23 protein-coding genes are annotated in these 21,384 nt (G+C 37.8%); 14 read left to right on the forward strand and 9 right to left on the reverse strand.

The genetic code is table 11. From position 1 onward, the window contains the following. The first annotated feature begins 5 nt into the window (after positions 1-5). From rnpA to rlmC, 10 genes are all read left to right on the forward strand, one after another. Entirely contained in the window at positions 6-365 is a 360-nt protein-coding gene (gene rnpA, locus AAX15_RS01550) for a ribonuclease P protein component (RefSeq protein WP_046938829.1), read from the forward strand. Next, positions 329-589 (forward strand): membrane protein insertion efficiency factor YidD, encoded by a 261-nt coding sequence (gene yidD / locus AAX15_RS01555; RefSeq protein WP_005627402.1) that lies wholly within the window; start codon positions 329-331, stop codon positions 587-589. Before rnpA ends, yidD begins: the two co-directional genes overlap by 37 nt. After that, complete coding sequence (gene yidC / locus AAX15_RS01560) at positions 589-2,217, forward strand: membrane protein insertase YidC (protein WP_046938830.1); 1,629 nt, start codon at positions 589-591, stop codon at positions 2,215-2,217. The genes yidD and yidC overlap by 1 nt, the downstream gene beginning before the upstream one ends. A 158-nt stretch (positions 2,218-2,375) precedes the next feature. After that, positions 2,376-3,734, forward strand: coding sequence for a tRNA uridine-5-carboxymethylaminomethyl(34) synthesis GTPase MnmE (mnmE, locus tag AAX15_RS01565; RefSeq protein WP_046938831.1), 1,359 nt, complete (start codon positions 2,376-2,378; stop codon positions 3,732-3,734). Between the two features lie 10 nt (positions 3,735-3,744). Continuing rightward, on the forward strand, positions 3,745-4,311 hold the full coding sequence (locus AAX15_RS01570; protein WP_046938832.1) for a manganese efflux pump MntP: 567 nt from the start codon (positions 3,745-3,747) through the stop codon (positions 4,309-4,311). Between the two features lie 66 nt (positions 4,312-4,377). Continuing rightward, positions 4,378-6,246 (forward strand): peptidylprolyl isomerase, encoded by a 1,869-nt coding sequence (gene ppiD / locus AAX15_RS01575; RefSeq protein WP_046938833.1) that lies wholly within the window; start codon positions 4,378-4,380, stop codon positions 6,244-6,246. A 78-nt stretch (positions 6,247-6,324) separates the two neighbouring features. Then, a complete protein-coding gene (hinT, locus tag AAX15_RS01580; protein ID WP_046938834.1) occupies positions 6,325-6,675 on the forward strand; it encodes a purine nucleoside phosphoramidase in 351 nt (116 codons plus the stop codon). Further along, the gene (locus AAX15_RS01585) at positions 6,675-7,025 is read left to right on the forward strand and encodes a YcfL family protein (protein ID WP_005631419.1); all 351 of its coding nucleotides are present in this window, start codon (positions 6,675-6,677) and stop codon (positions 7,023-7,025) included. Before hinT ends, AAX15_RS01585 begins: the two co-directional genes overlap by 1 nt. A gap of 3 nt (positions 7,026-7,028) precedes the next feature. Next, positions 7,029-8,081 (forward strand): beta-N-acetylhexosaminidase, encoded by a 1,053-nt coding sequence (gene nagZ / locus AAX15_RS01590; protein WP_046938835.1) that lies wholly within the window; start codon positions 7,029-7,031, stop codon positions 8,079-8,081. After that, entirely contained in the window at positions 8,078-9,256 is a 1,179-nt protein-coding gene (gene rlmC, locus AAX15_RS01595) for a 23S rRNA (uracil(747)-C(5))-methyltransferase RlmC (RefSeq protein WP_046938836.1), read from the forward strand. Before nagZ ends, rlmC begins: the two co-directional genes overlap by 4 nt. 366 nt (positions 9,257-9,622) lie before the next feature. Here the strand turns inward: rlmC and crp are convergent, their stop codons facing one another. Genes crp through coaBC form a run of 5 tightly spaced genes read right to left on the reverse strand, consistent with a single transcriptional unit; the run spans position 9,623 to position 12,923 of the window. After that, positions 9,623-10,300, reverse strand: a complete 678-nt coding sequence (gene crp / locus AAX15_RS01600) for a cAMP-activated global transcriptional regulator CRP (RefSeq protein WP_046938837.1) — start codon at positions 10,298-10,300, stop codon at positions 9,623-9,625. Then, positions 10,285-10,536, reverse strand: coding sequence for a YheU family protein (locus AAX15_RS01605; protein ID WP_005631427.1), 252 nt, complete (start codon positions 10,534-10,536; stop codon positions 10,285-10,287). Before AAX15_RS01605 ends, crp begins: the two co-directional genes overlap by 16 nt. A gap of 21 nt (positions 10,537-10,557) precedes the next feature. Next, on the reverse strand, positions 10,558-11,214 hold the full coding sequence (gene slmA, locus AAX15_RS01610) for a nucleoid occlusion factor SlmA (protein ID WP_046938838.1): 657 nt from the start codon (positions 11,212-11,214) through the stop codon (positions 10,558-10,560). 3 nt (positions 11,215-11,217) lie between these two features. Next, the gene (dut, locus tag AAX15_RS01615) at positions 11,218-11,673 is read right to left on the reverse strand and encodes a dUTP diphosphatase (RefSeq protein WP_005631431.1); all 456 of its coding nucleotides are present in this window, start codon (positions 11,671-11,673) and stop codon (positions 11,218-11,220) included. A gap of 47 nt (positions 11,674-11,720) precedes the next feature. After that, entirely contained in the window at positions 11,721-12,923 is a 1,203-nt protein-coding gene (coaBC, locus tag AAX15_RS01620; protein WP_046938839.1) for a bifunctional phosphopantothenoylcysteine decarboxylase/phosphopantothenate--cysteine ligase CoaBC, read from the reverse strand. A 163-nt stretch (positions 12,924-13,086) separates the two neighbouring features. On the opposite strand from coaBC, the gene radC reads away from it, so the two are divergent. The 4 genes from radC to mutM all read left to right on the forward strand — a co-directional run bounded on the left by radC (position 13,087) and on the right by mutM (position 15,271). After that, a complete protein-coding gene (gene radC, locus AAX15_RS01625; protein ID WP_046938840.1) occupies positions 13,087-13,752 on the forward strand; it encodes a RadC family protein in 666 nt (221 codons plus the stop codon). A gap of 213 nt (positions 13,753-13,965) precedes the next feature. Further along, positions 13,966-14,202, forward strand: a complete 237-nt coding sequence (gene rpmB, locus AAX15_RS01630; protein WP_005542826.1) for a 50S ribosomal protein L28 — start codon at positions 13,966-13,968, stop codon at positions 14,200-14,202. 11 nt (positions 14,203-14,213) lie between these two features. Then, on the forward strand, positions 14,214-14,384 hold the full coding sequence (gene rpmG / locus AAX15_RS01635) for a 50S ribosomal protein L33 (RefSeq protein WP_005613503.1): 171 nt from the start codon (positions 14,214-14,216) through the stop codon (positions 14,382-14,384). 71 nt (positions 14,385-14,455) lie between these two features. Continuing rightward, entirely contained in the window at positions 14,456-15,271 is an 816-nt protein-coding gene (gene mutM, locus AAX15_RS01640) for a DNA-formamidopyrimidine glycosylase (protein WP_046938841.1), read from the forward strand. Positions 15,272-15,332: 61 nt separating this feature from the next. Here mutM and degS read toward each other — a convergent pair whose 3' ends face one another. The 4 genes from degS to recC form a co-directional block, all read right to left on the reverse strand. Further along, complete coding sequence (gene degS / locus AAX15_RS01645; protein ID WP_046938842.1) at positions 15,333-16,355, reverse strand: outer membrane-stress sensor serine endopeptidase DegS; 1,023 nt, start codon at positions 16,353-16,355, stop codon at positions 15,333-15,335. Further along, positions 16,356-17,474 carry a bifunctional diaminohydroxyphosphoribosylaminopyrimidine deaminase/5-amino-6-(5-phosphoribosylamino)uracil reductase RibD gene (gene ribD, locus AAX15_RS01650; RefSeq protein WP_046938843.1) on the reverse strand — a complete coding sequence of 373 codons (1,119 nt, stop codon included), beginning with the start codon at positions 17,472-17,474 and terminating at the stop codon, positions 16,356-16,358. It lies immediately after the preceding gene. A gap of 2 nt (positions 17,475-17,476) precedes the next feature. Then, positions 17,477-17,926 (reverse strand): transcriptional regulator NrdR, encoded by a 450-nt coding sequence (nrdR, locus tag AAX15_RS01655; protein WP_005627362.1) that lies wholly within the window; start codon positions 17,924-17,926, stop codon positions 17,477-17,479. Between the two features lie 83 nt (positions 17,927-18,009). Next, the gene (recC, locus tag AAX15_RS01660) at positions 18,010-21,363 is read right to left on the reverse strand and encodes an exodeoxyribonuclease V subunit gamma (RefSeq protein ID WP_046938877.1); all 3,354 of its coding nucleotides are present in this window, start codon (positions 21,361-21,363) and stop codon (positions 18,010-18,012) included. Positions 21,364-21,384: the final 21 nt, after the last annotated feature.

Below are 21,384 nucleotides of genomic sequence, written 5' to 3' on the forward strand. Positions count from 1 at the left end.
TCTTAGTGGTTAAGCTGAACTTTTCAAGGGAGTTGCGTTTGTTAACTCCCATTCAATTTAAAAATGTCTTCGAACAACCGTTCAGAGCTAGCACTCCAGAAATAACCATCCTTGCCAGAAAAAATAATCTTGAGCATCCTCGCTTAGGTTTGACTGTGGCTAAAAAACATTTAAAACGAGCTCATGAGCGTAATCGTATTAAACGCTTAGTACGAGAAAGTTTTCGTTTATCGCAACATCGTTTACCTGCATGTGATTTTGTTTTTGTTGCAAAAGGTGGTATTGGTAAGCTTGATAATAGCTCTTTTGTGCAAATCTTAGAAAAATTATGGCAACGACACATTCGTTTGGTGCAAAAATCTTAATTGGATTTATTCGTTTCTATCAAGTTGTTATTAGTCCTCTTATCGGGCCGCGTTGTCGGTTTGTACCTACTTGTTCTTGCTATGGCATTGAAGCGTTAAAAACACATGGATTGTTAAAAGGTAGTTGGCTTACTCTAAAACGTGTATTAAAATGTCACCCCTTGAACGCTGGTGGATTCGATCCTGTTCCACCTAAAATCAATAATAACGATGAGAAAAAATAATGGACTCAAGACGTAGCCTATTAGTGTTAGCGCTAATTTTTATTTCTTTCCTTGTTTATCAGCAATGGCAGTTGGATAAAAATCCACAAGTGCCAACTGAGCAAACAACTTCAATGACTGCCAATTCTGATGTTCCGGCAAGTTCTCCTTCTTCTAATTCACAAGTCGTAGCAGATTCTCAAACTCATGGCCGTATTATTACCCTTGAAAACGATGTATTCCGTTTGAAAGTTGATACTTTAGGCGGTGATGTAATTAGTTCTGAATTACTAAAATATGATGCAGAATTGGATTCAAAAACACCGTTTGAGTTATTAAAAGATACCAAAGAACATGTGTATATTGCACAAAGTGGTTTAATTGGTAAAAACGGTATCGATACTCGTTCTGGTCGTGCGCAATATCAAATTGAAGGTGATAATTTTAAATTAGCAGATGGTCAAGCGTCTCTTTCTGTGCCTCTTCTTTTTGAAAAAGATGGTGTGACTTATCAAAAAATCTTCGTATTAAAACGTGGTAGTTACGATTTAGGTGTGGATTACAAGATTAATAACCAAAGTGGTCAAGCCATTGAAGTAGAGCCTTATGGTCAATTAAAACATTCTATTGTTGAAAGCTCTGGTAATGTCGCAATGCCAACTTATACTGGTGGCGCATATTCTTCTTCAGAAACTAACTATAAAAAATATAGTTTTGGCGATATGAAGGATAATAATCTTTCTATTGATACTAAAGCTGGTTGGGTTGCAGTATTACAGCATTATTTCGTATCTGCCTGGATCCCTAATCAAGATGTAAATAATCAACTTTACACAATTACAGATACTAAAAATAATGTCGCTTCAATCGGTTATCGTGGTCCAGTTGTGACAATTCCTGCTGGTGGTCACGAGACGATTACAAGTTCATTATGGACTGGGCCTAAACTTCAAAATCAAATGGCTACCGTAGCAAATCATTTAGATTTAACAGTTGATTACGGTTGGGCTTGGTTTATTGCTAAACCGTTATTCTGGTTATTAACCTTTATTCAAGGGATTGTATCTAACTGGGGCTTAGCGATTATCTGTGTAACAATCGTGGTTAAAGCAATTTTGTATCCACTTACGAAAGCACAATATACATCAATGGCTAAAATGCGCATGTTGCAACCTAAAATGCAAGAAATGCGTGAGCGTTTTGGTGATGATCGCCAACGTATGAGCCAAGAAATGATGAAACTTTATAAAGAAGAAAAAGTAAATCCACTTGGTGGTTGTTTGCCAATTCTTCTTCAAATGCCAATCTTCATCGCATTGTATTGGACATTTATGGAAGCAGTTGAATTACGTCACGCTCCGTTCTTTGGTTGGATTCAAGATTTATCAGCACAAGATCCTTATTATATTTTCCCTATTTTAATGGGTATCTCAATGTTCTTGTTGCAAAAAATGTCGCCAACACCAGTGGCTGATCCAATGCAGCAAAAAGTGATGAACTTTATGCCATTAGTCTTTATGTTCTTCTTCTTATGGTTCCCTGCTGGTTTAGTGTTGTACTGGTTAGTTTCTAACTTAATTACAATTGCACAACAGCAATTAATTTACCGTGGATTAGAGAAAAAGGGATTACATTCTCGTAAGAAATAGTCACTAACTGGCAAAAAGAAAGGCACGAATAGTGCCTTTCTTTATTATTTGATCTTAATATATTCCACATTTTGTAGAGATAGAGTTTTTTTAGTAGAAACAGGGATAAGCGTTATCCCTCTAAATTAAAAGTGCGGCTAGATTTTAAAGAGTTTTTTATGAAAGAAACAATCGTTGCTCAAGCTACTGCGCCAGGTCGTGGTGGTATTGGGATTTTAAGAGTCTCTGGGCCTTTAGCAACAGAAGTTGCACAAGCGGTGTTGGGGAAATGTCCTAAGCCAAGAATGGCTGATTATCTCCCTTTTAAGGATGCTGATGGCACTGTTTTAGATCAAGGGATTGCCCTTTACTTCAAATCACCACATTCATTTACTGGTGAGGATGTATTGGAATTGCAAGGTCACGGTGGGCAGGTTGTATTAGATTTATTACTCAAACGTATTTTACAAATTGATGGAATCCGTTTGGCGAGACCGGGTGAGTTTTCTGAACAAGCTTTTTTGAATGATAAATTGGATCTTGCTCAAGCGGAAGCCATTGCTGATTTAATTGATGCAACATCAGAACAGGCAGCACGTTCCGCATTAAAATCTTTGCAAGGTGAATTTTCAAAGAAAGTAAATGAATTAGTTGATTCTGTGATTTACTTACGCACCTATGTAGAAGCAAGCATTGATTTCCCTGATGAAGAAATTGATTTCTTGGCAGATGGAAAAATTGAAGCAAACTTACGCGGTATTATTAATCAGTTGGAAGATGTTCGCTCTGAAGCCAAACAAGGTTCTATTTTACGTGAGGGCATGAAAGTGGTGATTGCCGGTCGTCCGAATGCAGGTAAATCGAGCTTACTTAATGCGCTTGCTGGCCGCGAAGCAGCTATTGTAACGGATATTGCGGGGACAACTCGCGATGTACTGCGTGAGCATATTCATATTGACGGCATGCCATTGCATATTATTGATACCGCGGGTCTTCGAGATGCAACCGATGAAGTCGAGCGCATTGGCATTTCTCGCGCATGGACGGAGATCGAACAAGCCGATCGTATTATTTTGATGTTAGATAGTAGTGATCCTGAAAGTGCAGACTTAAGCAAAGTGCGGTCAGAATTTTTAGCAAAATTACCCACAACATTGCCTGTCACTATTGTTCGAAACAAAATTGATTTAAATGGTGAGCAAGCAAATGAAAGCGAACAGGGCGGTTATCAAATAATTAGTCTTTCCGCTCAAACGCATGATGGTGTACAACTTTTACGTGAGCATTTGAAACAAGTAATGGGTTTCCAAACTGGCATGGAAGGGGGCTTTTTAGCTCGTCGTCGTCATTTAGATGCACTTGAGAAGGCTGCAGAGCATTTGCAAATCGGTTTGGTTCAACTTACAGAATTTCATGCGGGAGAACTTTTAGCGGAAGAATTACGTTTAGTACAAGCTCACTTGAGTGAAATTACAGGTGAATTCACATCAGATGACTTGCTAGGTAATATTTTTAGTTCTTTCTGTATTGGAAAATAATTTCTAAATTATGAGCTTTTATACACTTTGTATTATTGCACTGGGCTTATCAATGGATGCTTTTGCTGTATCCATTTCTAAAGGTGTTGCATTAAGATCTTTTCGTTGCAAACACGCTCTTTATATTTCTCTCTGTTTTGGATTTCTCCAAGGTATCATGCCTGCAATAGGTTTTTTTGTAGGCTTGCAATTCAGTTCAATGATTCAAGATTGGGATCATTGGATTGGTTTTGTTTTACTTGCATTAATTGGCATTAATATGGTGCGTGAGGGATTAAATGCTGATTCCGAAGTAAGTGTAGAGCCATCTATAAATTTGAAACGTTTATTGACTTTGGGTTTAGCTACGAGTGTGGATGCCTTAGCAATTGGCATATCTTTTGCTTTTCTTTCTGTCGATATTTTTTCGGCTATGGTAATTATTGCACTGACTACTTTTATCGTTTCATTATTCGGCGTAAAGAGCGGTCATTTTCTTGGGCAAAAATTTAGATCAAAAGCGGAGATTTTTGGTGGAATAGTGCTGATTGGAATTGGCATTAGCTTGCTTTATGAGCACGGTGTTTTCACTTTTTAAGATGCTAATTTTCTACGTTTAGATTATAATCGGGGAAAATTTCATATTTATAACAAGGGTTATTGAATGTTAATTGAAAAAATGCATCACTTAGCAAATTCAAAAGTTTCTAAGTTTATTTTGGGTTTGATTACTTTATCGTTTTTAGTCGGAGGTATGTCTGGCTATCTTTTTAGTTCAAATGATACTTACGCAGCAAAAGTTAATGGTGAAGTGATTTCGCAACAGGATTTTTTAAATCGCTACAACCAAGAGTTTGAGGCTCGTGCACAACGCGAAGGCGAAGCATTTATGGCTCAGTCAGATTCTCCTGAATTTGTTACCGCACTTCGTCAAAGCACCATCAATCGAATGATTGATCAAGAATTGCTTCGTCAATATGCGAAAGAATTAAAATTAGGCGTGAGCGATGAAATGATTAAGCGTGCAATCGTGACAGATCCTAATTTTCAAGTTAATGGCAAATTTGATAACGCTGTTTATCAACAAGTATTACAACAAAATCGTTTAACTTCAGATGGTTATGCTGCTACTTTGCGTGGCGCATTAACCCTTGAACAAATGCAAAGTGGTGTTGCTAACAGTGAGTTTATCGTGCCTGTTCAAGTAAAAAATACCGCAGAAGTTTTCTTTCAAAAGCGTTCAGCTCGCTTAGCTACATTATCTCTTGCTGATGAAATGGCAAAGCAAGCGGTATCTGATGATGAAATTAAAGCTTACTACGAGGCTAATCAAAAATCTTTTGTTCAGCCAGAACAAGTGAAGGTTCAATATATTGATCTCTCAGGTACCCAAATCGAAAAAGGTATCGAAGTTAAAGATGTAGAAATTGCGCAATATTATCAAGATAATAAAGCTCAATTTATGACTCAGCGTTTAGCACATATTCAATTTGCAAATGAGAAAGACGCTAAGACTACTTACGATGAATTGCAAAAAGGGGCAAATTTCGCTGATGTAGCTAAAGCTAAATCTTTAGATAAAGTTTCTGGTGAGAATGGTGGTGATTTAGGTTGGGTAAATGCGAATGAATTACCAAAAGCCTTTGAAGATGCCGCAGCTGCATTGCAGGTAGGGCAATATAGCCAACCAATCAATGTGGATGGTAATTACCATATTGTTTTAGTGCAAGAGCGTAAAGCTCAAACTTTAGATGAAGTGAAAGCACAGGTTGCTGATTTAGTGCGTAAATCCTTATTAGAAAATCGTTATTACGCAATTGAAAAGCAAGTGCGTGATAAGGCTTTTGAAGATAGCAAATCTCTGAATACCGCTGCACAAGTTGCAGGTGTTAAAGTTCAAGAGAGCGGTTATTTTTCTCGTCAAAATGTACCTGTAGAATTAAATTTCCCTAATGTAGTTTCTGCCGTTTTTGAATCTGATATTGCCAATGGTGGCGCTAATTCAGAGCCTTTGAATGTCGGCGATTATCACGCTATTGTAGTTCGTGTGTTAGATCACAAACCTGAAGGTGTGAGAGGATTGGAAGATGCAAAAGCGGATATTGAAATGTTCTTAAAACGCCAGAAGGCTGAAAATGTTCTTAACGAAAAAGCTCAACAAGAGGTGAAAGCATTAAGCGAAAATACTGAATCGAAAGTGGATGGAATTAATTTCTCAAGTGATCAAACTTTTACTTTAAGTGAAAATAAAGATCCAATTTTAACAAATGGAGTATTCTCAATTGCTAAACCAGCATCAGGTAAAGTTGTTTACCAAGTGGCTCGTAATGAGAAAGGCGATGTGGTTGTTATTGCTTTAAATAAAGTAGAAGACGGCGTGCTTAACGATAAAGAATTAAGCCAATTTAGTGCTCAATTATTACGTACAAGTCAGGCTGAAGTTCAAGCGCAATTAATGCAAGGATTACGTGAGAGAGCAAAAATTGAAGTAAATGATTCTTTCATCAATCAAGATGATGAAGCACAGCAATAATTGATTAAATTGCAATCTCAGATAAATTTTGATAAAAAGTGCGGTAAATTCACCGCACTTTTTTATAGGGAGCAAACAATGGCAGAAGAAACAATTTTTAGTAAAATCATCCGTAAAGAAATTCCTGCAAATATTGTCTATCAAGATGAATTAGTCACAGCGTTTCGTGATATTTCACCACAAGCTAAAACACATATTTTGATCATTCCAAATAAAGTAATCCCAACAGTGAATGATGTAACGGAGCAAGATGAAGTAGCGCTAGGTCGATTATTTAGCGTGGTGGCTAAACTCGCTAAAGAAGAAGGCATTGCAGAAGACGGTTATCGCCTAATTGTGAATTGCAATAAACATGGTGGGCAAGAAGTATTCCATTTGCATATGCATTTAGTCGGTGGTGAACCTTTAGGTAGAATGTTAGCGAAATAATGAAAAAATATTTTTTAATTTTGGCGAGCCTTGTGCTCGCTGCTTGTTCAAGTTCAGTAGAAAACTTAACTTATTCAACGAAGCCGATTTTAAATATCACATCTAATCTTTCACCTTTAATTCAAGTTGAAACGAGTCAAAAATCAGCGCTTATAAAAAATAAAAGTCAGCAACTTTTGAATATAAGTTACTACTTATATTGGTACGATCATTTAGGAGTAACCCAAACTTGGGAAAATCAGCAAGAGAGCTATTCCGCTCAATTGTTGCTAAAACCACAAGAAGAGAAATCGATCGATTTAATTAAACCCACTGTAGAAAGTAAAAATTATCGCCTTTATTTAAAATAATTTATGAGCACGTTGTTAATTGATTTAAAAGGAAAAGAGTTGGCACAAGAGGAAGTTGAGTTACTTTCTCACCCTCTTGTTGCGGGATTGATTTTATTTACTCGAAATTTTGAAGACAGAGAACAAATTCAAGAATTAATTCGTTCTGCTCGTCAGCGAGTGAAAAAGCCTTTATTGATTACGGTTGATCAAGAAGGTGGACGAGTTCAACGTTTCCGTGATGGATTCACGATGTTGCCTTCAATGCAGGCTTTTCAAGAAACATTATCAGCAACTGAACAAGTGAACTTCGCTAAAGAAGCAGGTTGGCAAATGGCCGCAGAAATGATTGCCTTGGATATTGACTTGAGTTTTGCGCCAGTGCTGGATTTGGGGCATGAATGTCGAGCGATTGGTGATCGCAGTTTTTCATCTGATGTAAAAAGTGCGGTAAATTTAGCAGCCTCTTTTATCGATGGTATGCATCAAGCAGGTATGGCATCTACAGGTAAACATTTCCCTGGTCATGGCCATGTATTAGCCGATTCTCATTTAGAAACACCTTATGATGATCGCGCAAAAGACGAAATTTTTAGTGGCGATCTCCAACCTTTCCAACAGTTGATTTCACAAAATAAACTTGATGCCATTATGCCTGCGCATGTCATTTATAGACAATGTGATAGTCAACCAGCAAGCGGCTCAGAATATTGGTTGAAAGAAATCTTACGAAAACAATTAAATTTCCAAGGTGCAATTTTTTCCGATGATCTCGGTATGAAAGGCGCAGGTGTAATGGGCGATTTTGTGGAGCGTAGCAAAAAAGCACTGAATGCAGGTTGTGATCTTTTGTTACTGTGCAATGAACGTGAAGGTGTCATTCAAGTATTAGATAATCTAAAACTTGCTGAAAATGAACTGCACTTTATGGCTCGTCAAGCTCGCTTACAAAATTTATTTAAACGTAGAGTGATCAAGTGGAATGACTTGGTTTTAGATCAACGTTGGAAACTGAATCACCAAAATCTCGCAGATATTCAAAGCCGTTGGCTAGAGATTCAGGCTGCAAGAAAATGATTGATTGTCGATACTATCAACAAAATGAATGTCGTTCTTGTCAATGGCTTGACATACCTTATAGTCAGCAGCTAGCTGAAAAACAACATCATTTAAAGCAGCAACTGATTTCTATTAATTGCGATGGAGCTCAATGGTTAACTCCTTTTGAATCTGATGAACAAGGCTTTCGTAATAAAGCTAAGATGGTTGTTAGTGGCAGTGTTGAACGCCCGATACTTGGTATTCTAAAAAATCCTAATGATCCACAAAGTGCGATTGATTTGTGTGATTGTCCCCTTTATCCAACTCATTTTTCATTGATTTTTCCGGTTTTGAAGGATTTTATTGGCCGTGCTGGTTTAGTACCTTATAACATTGCTAAACAAAAAGGCGAGCTTAAATATATTTTGCTGACAGAAAGTCTTGCGACGGGAAAATTAATGTTGCGCTTTGTGTTGCGCACAGAAAATAAATTGCCATTAATTCGTCGAGAATTACCTAAATTATTGGAAAAATTACCGAACTTAGAAGTAGTTAGCATTAATTTACAACCACAGCACGCGGCCATCTTAGAAGGTGAACAAGAAATTTTTCTGACCGAACAACAATTTTTGCCTGAGAATTTCAATAGTATTCCTCTCTTTATTCGCCCACAAGGTTTCTTTCAAACCAATCCTAAAGTGGCGGCGGGATTATATGCAACCGCTCAGCAATGGGTGAGTGAGTTACCAATCTATAAAGTCTGGGATTTATTTTGTGGCGTGGGAGGATTTGGCTTACATTGCGCAAAAGCTTTACAGGAAAAATGGGGAAAAAGTATAGAGTTAACTGGAATTGAAATTTCCTCATCCGCTATTTTTGCTGCGAGTCATTCCGCTAAAATATTGGATTTAGAACATGTGAATTTCCAATCCCTCGATGCGGCGAGTGTGATGAAAAATCAGAATGAGAATAAGCCAGATCTTGTGATTGTAAATCCACCACGTCGTGGAATTGGAAAGGAATTAAGTGAATTTCTTAACCAAATTCAACCGCAATTTATCTTGTATTCCAGCTGCAATGCCGTGACAATGGGTAAAGATTTACAGCATCTCACTTGTTATAAACCATTGAAAATTCAACTTTTTGATATGTTTCCGCAAACATCTCATTATGAAGTATTAGTTTTACTAGAAAGAAAAAAGATTAATTAAGGTGAGATAGAAAAAGCTAGGGAATTTGAAAGAAGGGTGGTGGAACTAAGCAGAATTGGTCTTAACAGCAAGTGGCTTACTGCACGCATCCCTGCGGGATTTCTACCTAGCCCACCATAGATTAGAAAATGCATCTCGGTGTTCTAGCTTTTGCGGCATAAAACTATGCAATAAGGTTATAAACCTTTAAAAGCCACTATATCAGGAGACCAATCCTGTCTTCCCACTATATTTGTAAGAAGTTGGGTAATGATAGAATCCTTTATATTAATTGTCAATTAATGTTTTGAATATTATTTCTAATTAAACAAAAACCATCCAAATTGATTTTGGATGGTTTCATGTTGAATGATTTATGATGAAAAATTATCTTGCGCCATATACAACGATGGTTTTTCCATGAGCGTGGATAAGATTCTGATCCTCTAACATCTTAATAATACGTCCTACAGTTTCTCGTGAACAACCAACCATTTGCCCTATTTCTTGACGTGTAATTTTGATTTGCATCCCATCAGGATGTGTCATTGCTTCAGGCTGTTTAGCTAAGTTCATTAGCGTTTGAGCAATACGACCTGCCACATCTAAGAATGCTAAATTACTGACTTGGCGTGAAGTATTTTGTAAACGTCTTGCCAATTGTGCGGTTAAAAACATTAAGATTTCTGGGTTTGCTTGAATTAATTGACGATATTTTTTATAAGAAATCTCAGCAATTTCACATGTTGTTTTTGTTTTTACCCAAGCAGATCGTTTTGAACCTTCATCAAATAATCCTGCCTCACCAAAGAATTGTCCTGTACCCAAATAAGTGAGAATCATCTCTTTACCTTCATCATCTTTTGCTGACACCATTACAGAGCCTTTAATGACATAATAAAGAGTCGTTGCATCTTCACCTGCGTGAATTAAAGTCGATTTTGCGGGATATTTATGTAAATGGCAGTGAGTAAGAAACCAATCTAAAACTGGATCTCGTTGAGTTATCTCTTCTTCTTGAGAGGAGGTTACAACTTCATCAATTTCGATTAATTCATTTGACATTCGTGCTCCTTACATTCCTGTTTCAAAAATTCCGTTTTATTTTTGATGTCAATGGATTCATGCAATTCAGACCATACAATCACCGCAATTCCATTGCGAATTTGAGTCAGTAAAAGTTGTTTTTTTTGGTTGAGTGAAAGTTCTTCTATACCGTAATCGGTTCCTTCGCGTAAAATTACGCTTTCTACGATATTATCTAATGTTTCTGCTTCCAGTTCTTGCCAAGGAATAATCATATATTTACTCGGTAAAGTCAATTAGGCAAAAAGTGGCTCGATAAAACGCCATTGTTGTTCGAAAGACTGGCTTGCATTCAGACGGAAATTAGTACGAACATAGCGCATAAATTGTCCTTCACATAGTGTCACTAAATGCGAGGCAATTATACGTTCATCCACATTAAAGCCGCGTCCTTCACGTAATTTTCGCATCTGTAAAATATTGACAAACTGCATTTCAAGACGATTAAAAAATTGTGCGACTCGAACTTGCAATTGCGCATCTTCAAACATTAATGCATGACCCGTTAGAATTCGAGTTAACCCAGGATTTTTACGGGCAAAATCTAAGATCGTTTGTAAAATATCATGAATGCGATTCATTGTTTGGGTTTCGTTACGCATAGAAGCGGTAATACGGCTTAATAAGGTATTTTCAATGTGCTCGATCAGGGCTTCAAACATTTTTGTTTTGCTTGGAAAGTAACGATATAACGCAGCTTCTGATACCCCAACTTCTTTTGCTAGACGAGCCGTTGTCATACGCTCCATGCCACGTTCGGAATGAAGCATATGTATCAACACAGTAAGCACTTGTTGACGACGTTCTTTTACCGTTCTTTTTTCAATTTTTTGTGTTTCAATTTTAGGCGCAATTTCTTCTACGCCCGATAAAGATAATTGTTCTTCTACCATAAATTATTGTTTACCTGAATGACCGAAACCGCCTTCACCACGTTCGGTTTGTTGAAAATCTTCTACAATATTAAATTCGGCTTGTACTACTGGTACGAAAACAAGTTGAGCAATGCGATCGCCGACTTCAATTTTGAATGGCTCATTTCCACGATTCCACATTGATACCATTAATGGCCCTTGATAATCGGAGTCAATTAATCCCACAAGGTTTCCTAGCACAATGCCGTGTTTATGACCAAGGCCCGAGCGAGGCAAAATCACTGCGGCTAAATTTGGATCCGCAATATAAATTGATAGCCCTGTCGGAATTAATTTAGTTTCACCTGGTTGAATTTCAAAGCTTTCATCGATCAAAGCACGTAAATCAAGACCTGCCGAACCTTCAGTTGCGTAAGTTGGCAGAGGAAATTCATTTCCAATGCGAGAATCTAAAATTTTTACGTCAATTTTTTTCATGTAATACTCCGTTTGAAATTCATTTTTAGGTAAAAGTGCGGTTGGAATTATAAGGTTTTTTGATAGCGTTCAATGATTTCATTGACTAAATCAGCTGCAAGTTCCACTTTTGATTTTAGCGATAATTTTTTATGACCATTTTTCCAGAAAAGCTGCAAGGCATTTTCATCAGCGTTAAAAACTTGTCCGCCAGATACATCGTTGGCACAAATCATATCAAGATTTTTGCGTTCAAGTTTATCTTTTGCGTAATCATCAACATTTTGGGTTTCAGCCGCAAATCCAACAGTAAAAGGGCGATGTGTTTTTAAATGTCCTACATCTGAGATAATATCGGGATTTTTAATTAACTTGATAGATATTTCATCGCCAGATTTTTTAATTTTTTGGTCAGCAACTTTGGCTACTCTGTAATCAGCAACAGCCGCACAGCCAATAAAAATTTGATTTTTCGCCGCACTTTCAAGAGAGGCTTTCCACATATCTTGTGCTGAGATGACATTGATTTGATTTACATTTTTTGGTGTTGTTAAATTCACTGGCCCTGAAATTAGCGTGACGTTCGCCCCACGTTCGGCAAATGCTTCAGCAATCGCAAATCCCATTTTCCCTGAACTATGGTTAGAAATATAACGAACGGGATCGATTACCTCACGCGTTGGGCCTGCTGTAATAGCGACATTTAATCCTTGTAGATCTTGTTTTTGAGAGAAAAAGTCAGAAAGTGCGGTAAAAATTTCCTCTGGTTCTGACATACGTCCTTTCCCCATATCGCCGCAAGCCTGAAAACCACTATTCGGGCCAATAAGCTCAATTCCACGCGTTTGAAGAGCCGTTAAATTTTGTTGAGTAATGGATTGGCGATACATCTGCTGATTCATTGCTGGGGCAAGAAAAATTGGCGCATCAGTCGCAAGACAAATTGTTGAAAGTAAATCATTCGCCATGCCTACAGTAAGACGGGCAATAAAGTCTGCACTAGCTGGCGCAATAATAATGGCATCGGCCCATTTGGCAAGTTCAATATGACCCATTGCCAGCTCTGCTTGTGGATCAAATAAAGATTGTGCGACAGCATTGCCAGAAATGGCTTGAAGCGTTAAAGGCGTAATAAATTCTGCCGCAGCGGGGGTTAATACTACACTTACTTCAGCGTCTGCTTTGCGTAATAAACGAATCAACTCTATTGTTTTATAGGCCGCAATTCCGCCAGTTATGCCGACTACAATATGCTTTCCGCTTAATTTCATGTTTCAACCTTTGTTAGTGCTTAGCCACAATTCCGTTATTTTACTTTAATTTTATTGAATGCCCAATGCTATTTTTGCGATACATATCGCAGACTTTGTATAAGTTACTCGTAAAACAAGAAAAGAGCGGTCAAAATTTTTTCTATTTTGTGTTTAATATCTTATGGAAAACAATGATGATTTAATGCCACGGGAAAAATTGCTTAAATTTGGCGTAGAAACTCTCGCTGATTATGAATTGCTGGCGATCTTTTTACGAACTGGCATAAAAGGCTGCCCAGTCATTCAGCTTTCGAAAAATGTCTTATCACATTTTGGTTCCTTGTATGCGTTACTTTCTGCAGATGAAAAAGCCTTCTGTTCTGTGAAAGGCTTAGGCATTACGCAATTTATTCAACTGCAAGCAATTACGGAAATGACCAAGCGTTATTTAAAGCAAGAGATGTTGAGTACGCCAATTATTAATGATCCTGAAACGGTAAAACTTTTTTTACTCACTGAATTGCAAAACGAGGAAAGAGAAGTATTTATGGTTTTATTTTTAGATAATCAACATCGTTTGATTAAAAAAGAGCGGTTATTTTTAGGTACAATTAATGTATCAGCGGTTTATCCTCGGGAAATAATTAAAGAGGCACTTTATTGCAACGCAGCTGCTTTAATTTTGGCGCATAATCATCCTTCTGGAATAACAGAGCCGAGTTATTCGGATCAGCTTATTACTAAAAAAATCCAGGAGTCAGCAGAATTAATGGAAATCAGAGTACTTGATCACTTAATTGTCGGAAAAACAGATTGCTATTCTTTTGCAGAGAACTTTTTATTATAAATTTTTATAATATTGACCATTTTTTTACCGATTACATTCAGGAAAATCGCATTTGCACTTGAGAAATGAAAACAAAGCCAGTATAATTTGCGACCTTTAATATAGTAAGCGGGTCGGATTAGCGCGACCTGACGAGGTAGCAAGCTAGTTTTAACTGGCTTTAAACAATCCGAACCGTAAGCTCGAGCTTATATTTAATTATTGGAGATTATTATGTCTAGAGTTTGTCAAGTAACAGGCAAGCGTCCAGCTGTGGGTAATAACCGCTCACACGCGATGAATGCGACACGTCGTCGTTTTCTTCCAAACCTTCACACTCACCGTTTCTGGGTTGAAAGTGAAAACCGTTTCGTAACCTTACGTTTAACTGCGAAAGGTATGCGTATTATTGATAAAAAAGGCATTGATGCAGTATTAGCTGAAATCCGTGCTCGTGGCGAAAAAATCTAAGGAGCTAAAAAATGGCAGCTAAAGGCGCTCGTGAGAAAATCCGTTTAGTTTCTACTGCAGAGACCGGTCACTTCTACACAACTGATAAAAACAAACGTAATATGCCTGAAAAAATGGAAATCAAAAAATTTGATCCAGTAGTGCGTAAACACGTTATCTATAAAGAAGCAAAAATTAAATAATTTTGCTTATTTAGAAAAAGCCCGACATTGTTCGGGTTTTTTTGTATCCAAGATTTATTAAGGAACAAATCATGCCGGAACTTCCCGAAGTCGAAACTGCACTACGTGGTATTAGCCCTTATCTTAAGAGTTTCACGATTGAAAAAGTTGTCGTGCGCCAGCCTAAATTGCGCTGGGCCGTATCAGAGGAATTGATAACGTTAAAAAATGTAAAAATTGTCGATCTCACTCGTCGAGCAAAATATTTGATTATTCACACGGAAAAAGGCTATATCATCGGGCATTTGGGCATGTCAGGTTCGGTGCGAATTGTGCCACAGGATAGCGCAATAGATAAACATGATCATATTGATATTGTGATGAATAATGGCAAATTATTACGTTATAACGATCCTCGTCGTTTCGGTGCATGGTTGTGGACGGAGAATTTAGATGACTTTCATCTTTTTTTAAAGCTGGGGCCTGAACCGCTTTCTGATGAATTTAATGCAGAATATTTATTCAAAAAATCTCGTCAAAAATCGACCGCACTTAAAACCTTCTTGATGGATAACGCTGTAGTGGTGGGCGTTGGTAATATTTATGCGAATGAAAGTTTGTTTATTTGTGGTATTCATCCCTTAAAACTCGCTAAAAATTTGACTCGCAATCAATGTATTTCCTTAGTGAACACGATTAAAGATGTATTGGCAAAAGCCATTATTCAAGGTGGAACGACACTTAAAGACTTCTTACAGCCAGATGGGCGCCCAGGTTATTTTGCACAAGAATTATTAGTATATGGTAATAAAGATAAACCTTGTCCGAAGTGCGGTGGAAAAATTGAAAGTTTGGTGATAGGCCAGCGTAATAGTTTCTTTTGCCCGAAATGTCAGAAAATGGGCTAGGGAGAATAGGTTTTTAATGGAAAAGAGAGATGAAAATAGCGGTCAGAAACGACCGCTATTTTTAATTTAGCGGAAATTCTTCAATGATAACAGGGAGTTGTAAAATTTTGCCTAATCGTAGAATGGTGACGAGAACTTTTGAATTAGGTTTTGTATTTGCGATAATTTGCATCATTTCTCGGGCTGAAATGCCTTCTTGATTATTTAATTTCAAAATGACATCACCTAATTGAATTCCTGCTTTTGCTGCTGGGCTATTCGGGCTTACTCCAGTGATGACTATGCCTTCTTCACTACTTGAACTGATGTCACTTTGCACGCCAAAATAACCTCTGATAACACGTCCATCTCGTATAATTTTCTGTAAAACATCATTTGCAATATCCATTGGAATCGCAAAATTTAGTCCTTCTGCTATTTCATTGGCAGTTTTGCCAATACTAAGTGTACTGATTCCAACTAATTCCCCTGCAGAATTAATTAATGCGCCGCCTGAGTTGCCGCGGTTAATTGAAGCATCGGTTTGGATGAAGTTTTGTCTGCCAACAGAATCACCTACAGCATTTCGTCCTACAGCGCTAATAATACCTTGGGATACGCTTTGTCCTAAGTTGTAGGGATTACCGATTGCTAATACCACATCACCAACGTGAGCTTGACGATTTGAATTTTGTGGAATGGTTGAAAGATTATTTGCACGAATTTTGAGAACAGCGAGATCAGTGAGATTATCTGAACCAACAAGACTGGCCTCAAAAATATTTCCGTTTTGCAACGCTACTACAATTTGATCCGCATTTTGGATAACGTGTTTATTAGTCAGAATATAGCCATCTTTACTCATAATCACGCCAGAACCTAAGTTATTCACTTGTAGCTGATCATTGTCATTAATGCTGGCGGAAGAAAAAGAGCGGTTATAAACATTCACTACTGCTGGAGAGGCAATACGCACTGCATTTTTGAACGATACAATATCGTCTGAAGTGAAGATATTGCTGTTATTCAGTCTTGGAACAGCAAACAAAATCACGCCCGCAGCAGCCAAGCCCCAAAGTGCGGAATGGAAAAGTTTTTTAAGCATTTAGATTCCTTTCGGTGTGTAAGTTAATTTTATATCGTCACCGATTTGTTCTAATTCATTAAGTTGCCATAATGGTGCATCGGCAAGTTTAGTTAAATTCGGTAATTGGCATAGACCACGAGCATTGTCGCCAAGTAATTTTGGCGCAATGTAAATAACCAATTCATCGACTAATTTCGCATCAATTAAACTACCCGCTAAATTTGCTCCAGCTTCTACCCAAAGGGTATTTATTTGGCGTTTTCCCAGTTCTCGCATTAATTCTTTTAGTAAATTTTCTTTTGGAAGAATAATTTGTTCGCAGAAATCAGGAAAGCCTATTAAATCTCGTGGTTCATTAGAAACTAGCCAAACGGGAGAATGCGTTAAAAAAAGTTTATGAGTCGGCTGAATGCGATGTTGTGAATCTAAAATGACTCGCACAGGCTGGCGAAGATCTTCTTTTTTATATTCTGTTTTAAGATTTTCAGGGAATTCATCCCAACGTACATTAAGGCTTGGATCATCTGCAAGTACTGTCGCAGAAGTAGATAAAAGTGCGGATGATTTTGCGCGCATTTTTTGTACGTCCGAACGAGCATCAGGGCCCGTAATCCATTTACTTTCTCCACTTGCCATTGCTGTTCGTCCATCTAAACTCATCGCTAGTTTGAGTTGAACAAAAGGCATACCTTGACGCATTCGTTTTAAAAAGCCTTTATTTATTTTTTCCGCTTGATCGTTCAATAAATTCACCGCACTTTCAATGCCGGCATCAGACAACATTTTCAAACCTTTTCCTGCGACTTGAGGATTCGGATCTTGCATAGCAGCAATGACTTTCACTACGCCAGCCTCGATTAATCCTAATGCGCAAGGCGGTGTGCGACCGTAATGAGAGCAGGGCTCTAAGGTGACGTAAGCGGTTGCTCCTTTGGCATTTTCGCCAGCTTGAGCTAAGGCAACACGTTCAGCATGAGGTTGCCCTGCTTTAAAATGAAAGCCTTCCCCCACAATTTCACCACTTTTTACCAATACGCATCCTACCGATGGGTTCGGTGTGGTGGTATATTGACCTTTGGCGGCTAAATCCAAGGCGCGTTGCATAAATTTGCGATCTTGTGCAGAAAATTCGCTCATGGTTAATCCTTTAAGCTCTCAATTTCTTTGGTAAATTGATTAATGTTATCGAAACTCAAATAGACCGAGGCAAAACGAATATAAGCCACTTTATCGAGTTTTTTTAACTCATTCATTGCGAGTTTTCCAACCAGTTTACTTGGTACTTCACGTTCACCCGTCGCGCGTAATTGAAAAATTATATGGTTAATTGCTTGTTCAACATCATCCGCACTTACAGGGCGTTTTTCTAAGGCGTGCTGAATACCACTGCGTAATTTATCTTCATTGAACGGCTCTCGAGTGCCGTCAGTTTTAATAATTTTTGGTACGATTAATTCGGCTGTTTCAAAGGTAGTAAAACGTTCATGACAATGACCGCACTCACGACGGCGGCGAACCTGATAGCCATCCGATACCAAACGGCTATCAATTACCTTGGTTTCTTCTGTAAAACAAAATGGACAGCGCATAGACAATTCTCCGTAAAAAGGGCGGTTATCTTAGCAAAAAATCGGTTCTTTGACGATTAGCTTTATGCTTTTCTTGTCTTCTTTTATACGAATAATAAGCCAAACCAATCTTTTGTTTGTTTTAATAATTTTTCAATATTTTCAGTTTGTTCAAATCTTGAGGTCTGCGCCAATATGCGTGACCAATATGGATCTGCTTGAGCGCCGGATTTGCTGTCTTCGCCCAGTTCCTGAAATTTTGTAGAAATATTGTCAAAATCTACCTCACTTTCATCGTCCACAATAAAATCATTAATATTTCTTATGGTTGGTACTAATTGGATTTCTATTTGGCTTTGTAAATAATCTTTTACGTAAATTTTTAATTGAGCGAGAGCGGCTTCACGATCAATAGGCGGTAATTCGATAACTTGATCTTGCGTAATTAATTTTGGTGGTACCGCATTTTCTTGTGTGACACATTGAATCAAATAATAAATCCAAGGACGGATGCAATAGCGATCTTTGTATTTTGCAAAATGCCACTGAATCACCTGTGAATCATCGCCAAATAAAGGCTCCATATAACCAAATAGACGAATTTCTTGATTTTTATTGTGCCAATTTACGGATAGATTGAAATCGACGGAAGCATGTTTGGCTTCGCCAATATCCGCTATTTTCTTTTTAAATTCCAAAACATTGTCTCGAATATTTTCAGCATAAACTTTTCCAAATTCGGCTCGAGGTAACACGCCTTTTACTTCTGCTTGTCTAAAATAATCAGCAAAATTTTGTTCATCAAGATAGATTAAGTCATTATTGAGCGCGTAATTATCTAATCCACTTAAGGTAAAGTTCTCACTGTCGGCAATACGAGCATCTTCATCACGGAAATAGACACCGAGTTGTTTTTCAAAGAAAAATTTCACTGGGTTTTCAACAAAGCTGACTAAACGATCCAGTTCAATTTCTTCGATTTTTTCTGGGTTTTCAGTCATAGGGACGGCAAATTCTGAATTGTTGGAACTCGCGTCAAATTGTGCTATTGGCAACCATTTTGTCGCAAAAGAGCGGGTGAATTTCTCGTTATATTTGAAATTATCCGGGCTAAATGCTGTCATTGGATGCTCAATCACCGTAAGGGTATTTTCGCTTTGCCCTTGATTAATATAATCCACGAGTTGGCTTACTAATACAGAAGGTTCTTTCGGTTGATTATCTGTGATGGAACGGCCAACATAGCTGATATAGCAATAATCACGTGCTGCCAATAAGGCTTCTAAGAACAAATAGCGATCATCATCACGGCGAACACGGTCGCCTTTTTGATGGTGATATTGCATTAAATCAAAACTGTTTGGTGTTTGTGTTCTAGGGTAATCCGCATCATTCATTCCAAGTAAACAAACTACCTTGAATGGCACTGAACGCATTGGTAATAAGGTGCAGAAGTTTACTTTTCCTGCAAGGAATTTTAGGCTATTTGGCGCATCTTCCAATTTCATTGTGATGACATCGGCAATCACATCTGCTTGTAATTCTTCAGCAAAATGGAGAGATTTTAGATGCTCAGCGAATTCATTAATTTTCTCTTGAATATAGAAAATCGTGTCGCTTGTGTCTTCATTTTGCACGAAGAAATCTGATAAAAGTGCGGTTAAAATTTCCTGCCATTTTTCAATAGAATGCGCTTGTTGCAGCGTTTCATGCAGCGCGGAAAGTGCGGTGAAAAAGTGAGATAAATTTCCAGCAAGTTCACCCTTTAAGCCATAACTGCTGTTTAAGCCCAGACTATCTTGCCAAATGCCGTGTTCTTCACGCATTGCATAGCCTAAAATCATTCGTTCTAATCCAGCCTGCCAAGAATTGAAATTGATGCCATCTTGATTTTTTTGCAAACCGAAACGAATCCCTGAATCCGCTACCCATTCTCTCACTAATGGTAAATCAGCAAGAGAAATATTAAATCGTTCTCGCATCGCAGGAATATCCAACAACGCTAAGACATTCTCTGCACTAAAATTGCTTTCTTTTAAGCGCAATAAAGTTAAGTAACTTGAGACCAACACATCGCTTTCTGAAAGTTTATTATCTGAAAGTGAAAATGGAATTTGTGGGGCATCTCCATTTTTTTGCCCGAAAACTGCCTGAATATAAGGTGTGTATTGGTTTATATCTGCCACCATAACAACCACATCTTTTGGCGTAAGGTTAGGATCCTGATTGAATAAATCCAGTAAATAATCGTGCAATACTTCCACTTCCCGCATAGCGCTGTGGCAAGAATGTAGGGTTAAAGTGCGGTCATTTTTTGCGATATTTAGCGGTTTATTTTCTAAATGTAGAATTTGAGATTGCAATTGTCCAAGTAAACTATTCGATTTAATTTCTTGATAAGCATTAACGGGATAAGTTGGAATATGTTCTTCATCTCGCACTAAGGTATAGAGAAAATCTCGCCCCATTTTTCCCCAGGCCGCCAGTAATGGATTGCCTACTTGAAGGTTTTCTTTTTGATAAGTGACATCAAACTGAGCGTTTTCTAGTTGAGAAAGCTGATCCTCAGAAAAGAGCGGTTGATTTTCACCTTGTTTATTGAATTGATAACGCTTGCGAGAACGCAAATAATCAAGGCGTAAATCGCTAATATCTCCCCAATACTCTTGGCATGGATTATTAAAAAATAAATGAATATCCACTTCAGAGGACATGGCTTGCAAAATATTGAGATAAGCAGTCGGAAGCGCTGGAATACCAAAAATAAATATGCGTGAAGGTAATTTTTTCGGTGCTTTTTTATCGGCAAGCAAGGCTAAGAATTGATTATGCAAAGCCGCTCGATGTGTGGCATCACCAACCTCTGATTTAACATCGGTGACCAATGCACGCCATAACTCACCTTGCCATTTAGTATTACCTTGAATTTGCTCAAACAACGTATTGTTGAGGTTAGGTTGTTGCTTTTGTATTTGAGCAGTGATTTGTTCATCTTCGCCTTTTTCCCAAGCAAAAATCCATTCAGGTCGATAAACCAAATATTGGTCAAATAAATCGGCAATTTTGCTGCTGAGTTGATAAAGTTTGTATTGTTCAGAATGTGGCGAGGACGCTAAATAATTGCGTAAAGGTGAAAAACTCTCTTTCTCGAGAAAAGTCGGGATTAAGCGCATTAAGCGCCATGTCATTGAATCTTTATCAAAAGGATTTTCCAATGCTGTTGCAGGTAAGTTTTGAGCATAAAGTTGCCAAATAAAACTTGCTGGCATAGGAAATTTTAGGTTCGCTGAAATGCCTGTTTCTTTCGCTAATTCAATTTGCAGCCATTGCGCCATACCTGGGCTTTGCACTAAGATAATATCTTGCTGAAAAGGATCTTCTGGAGGCAATGATTTGAATAAGGACGAAAGAATTTCTTTTTGTTTTTCGAGTTGATTAGAGTAGTAAACAATGAACACAATGGCGACCTTTTGATGATT

Origin of the sequence: Haemophilus haemolyticus, from assembly GCF_001008275.1 — a bacterium.
Taxonomy (GTDB): Bacteria; Pseudomonadota; Gammaproteobacteria; order Enterobacterales; family Pasteurellaceae; genus Haemophilus; species Haemophilus haemolyticus_P.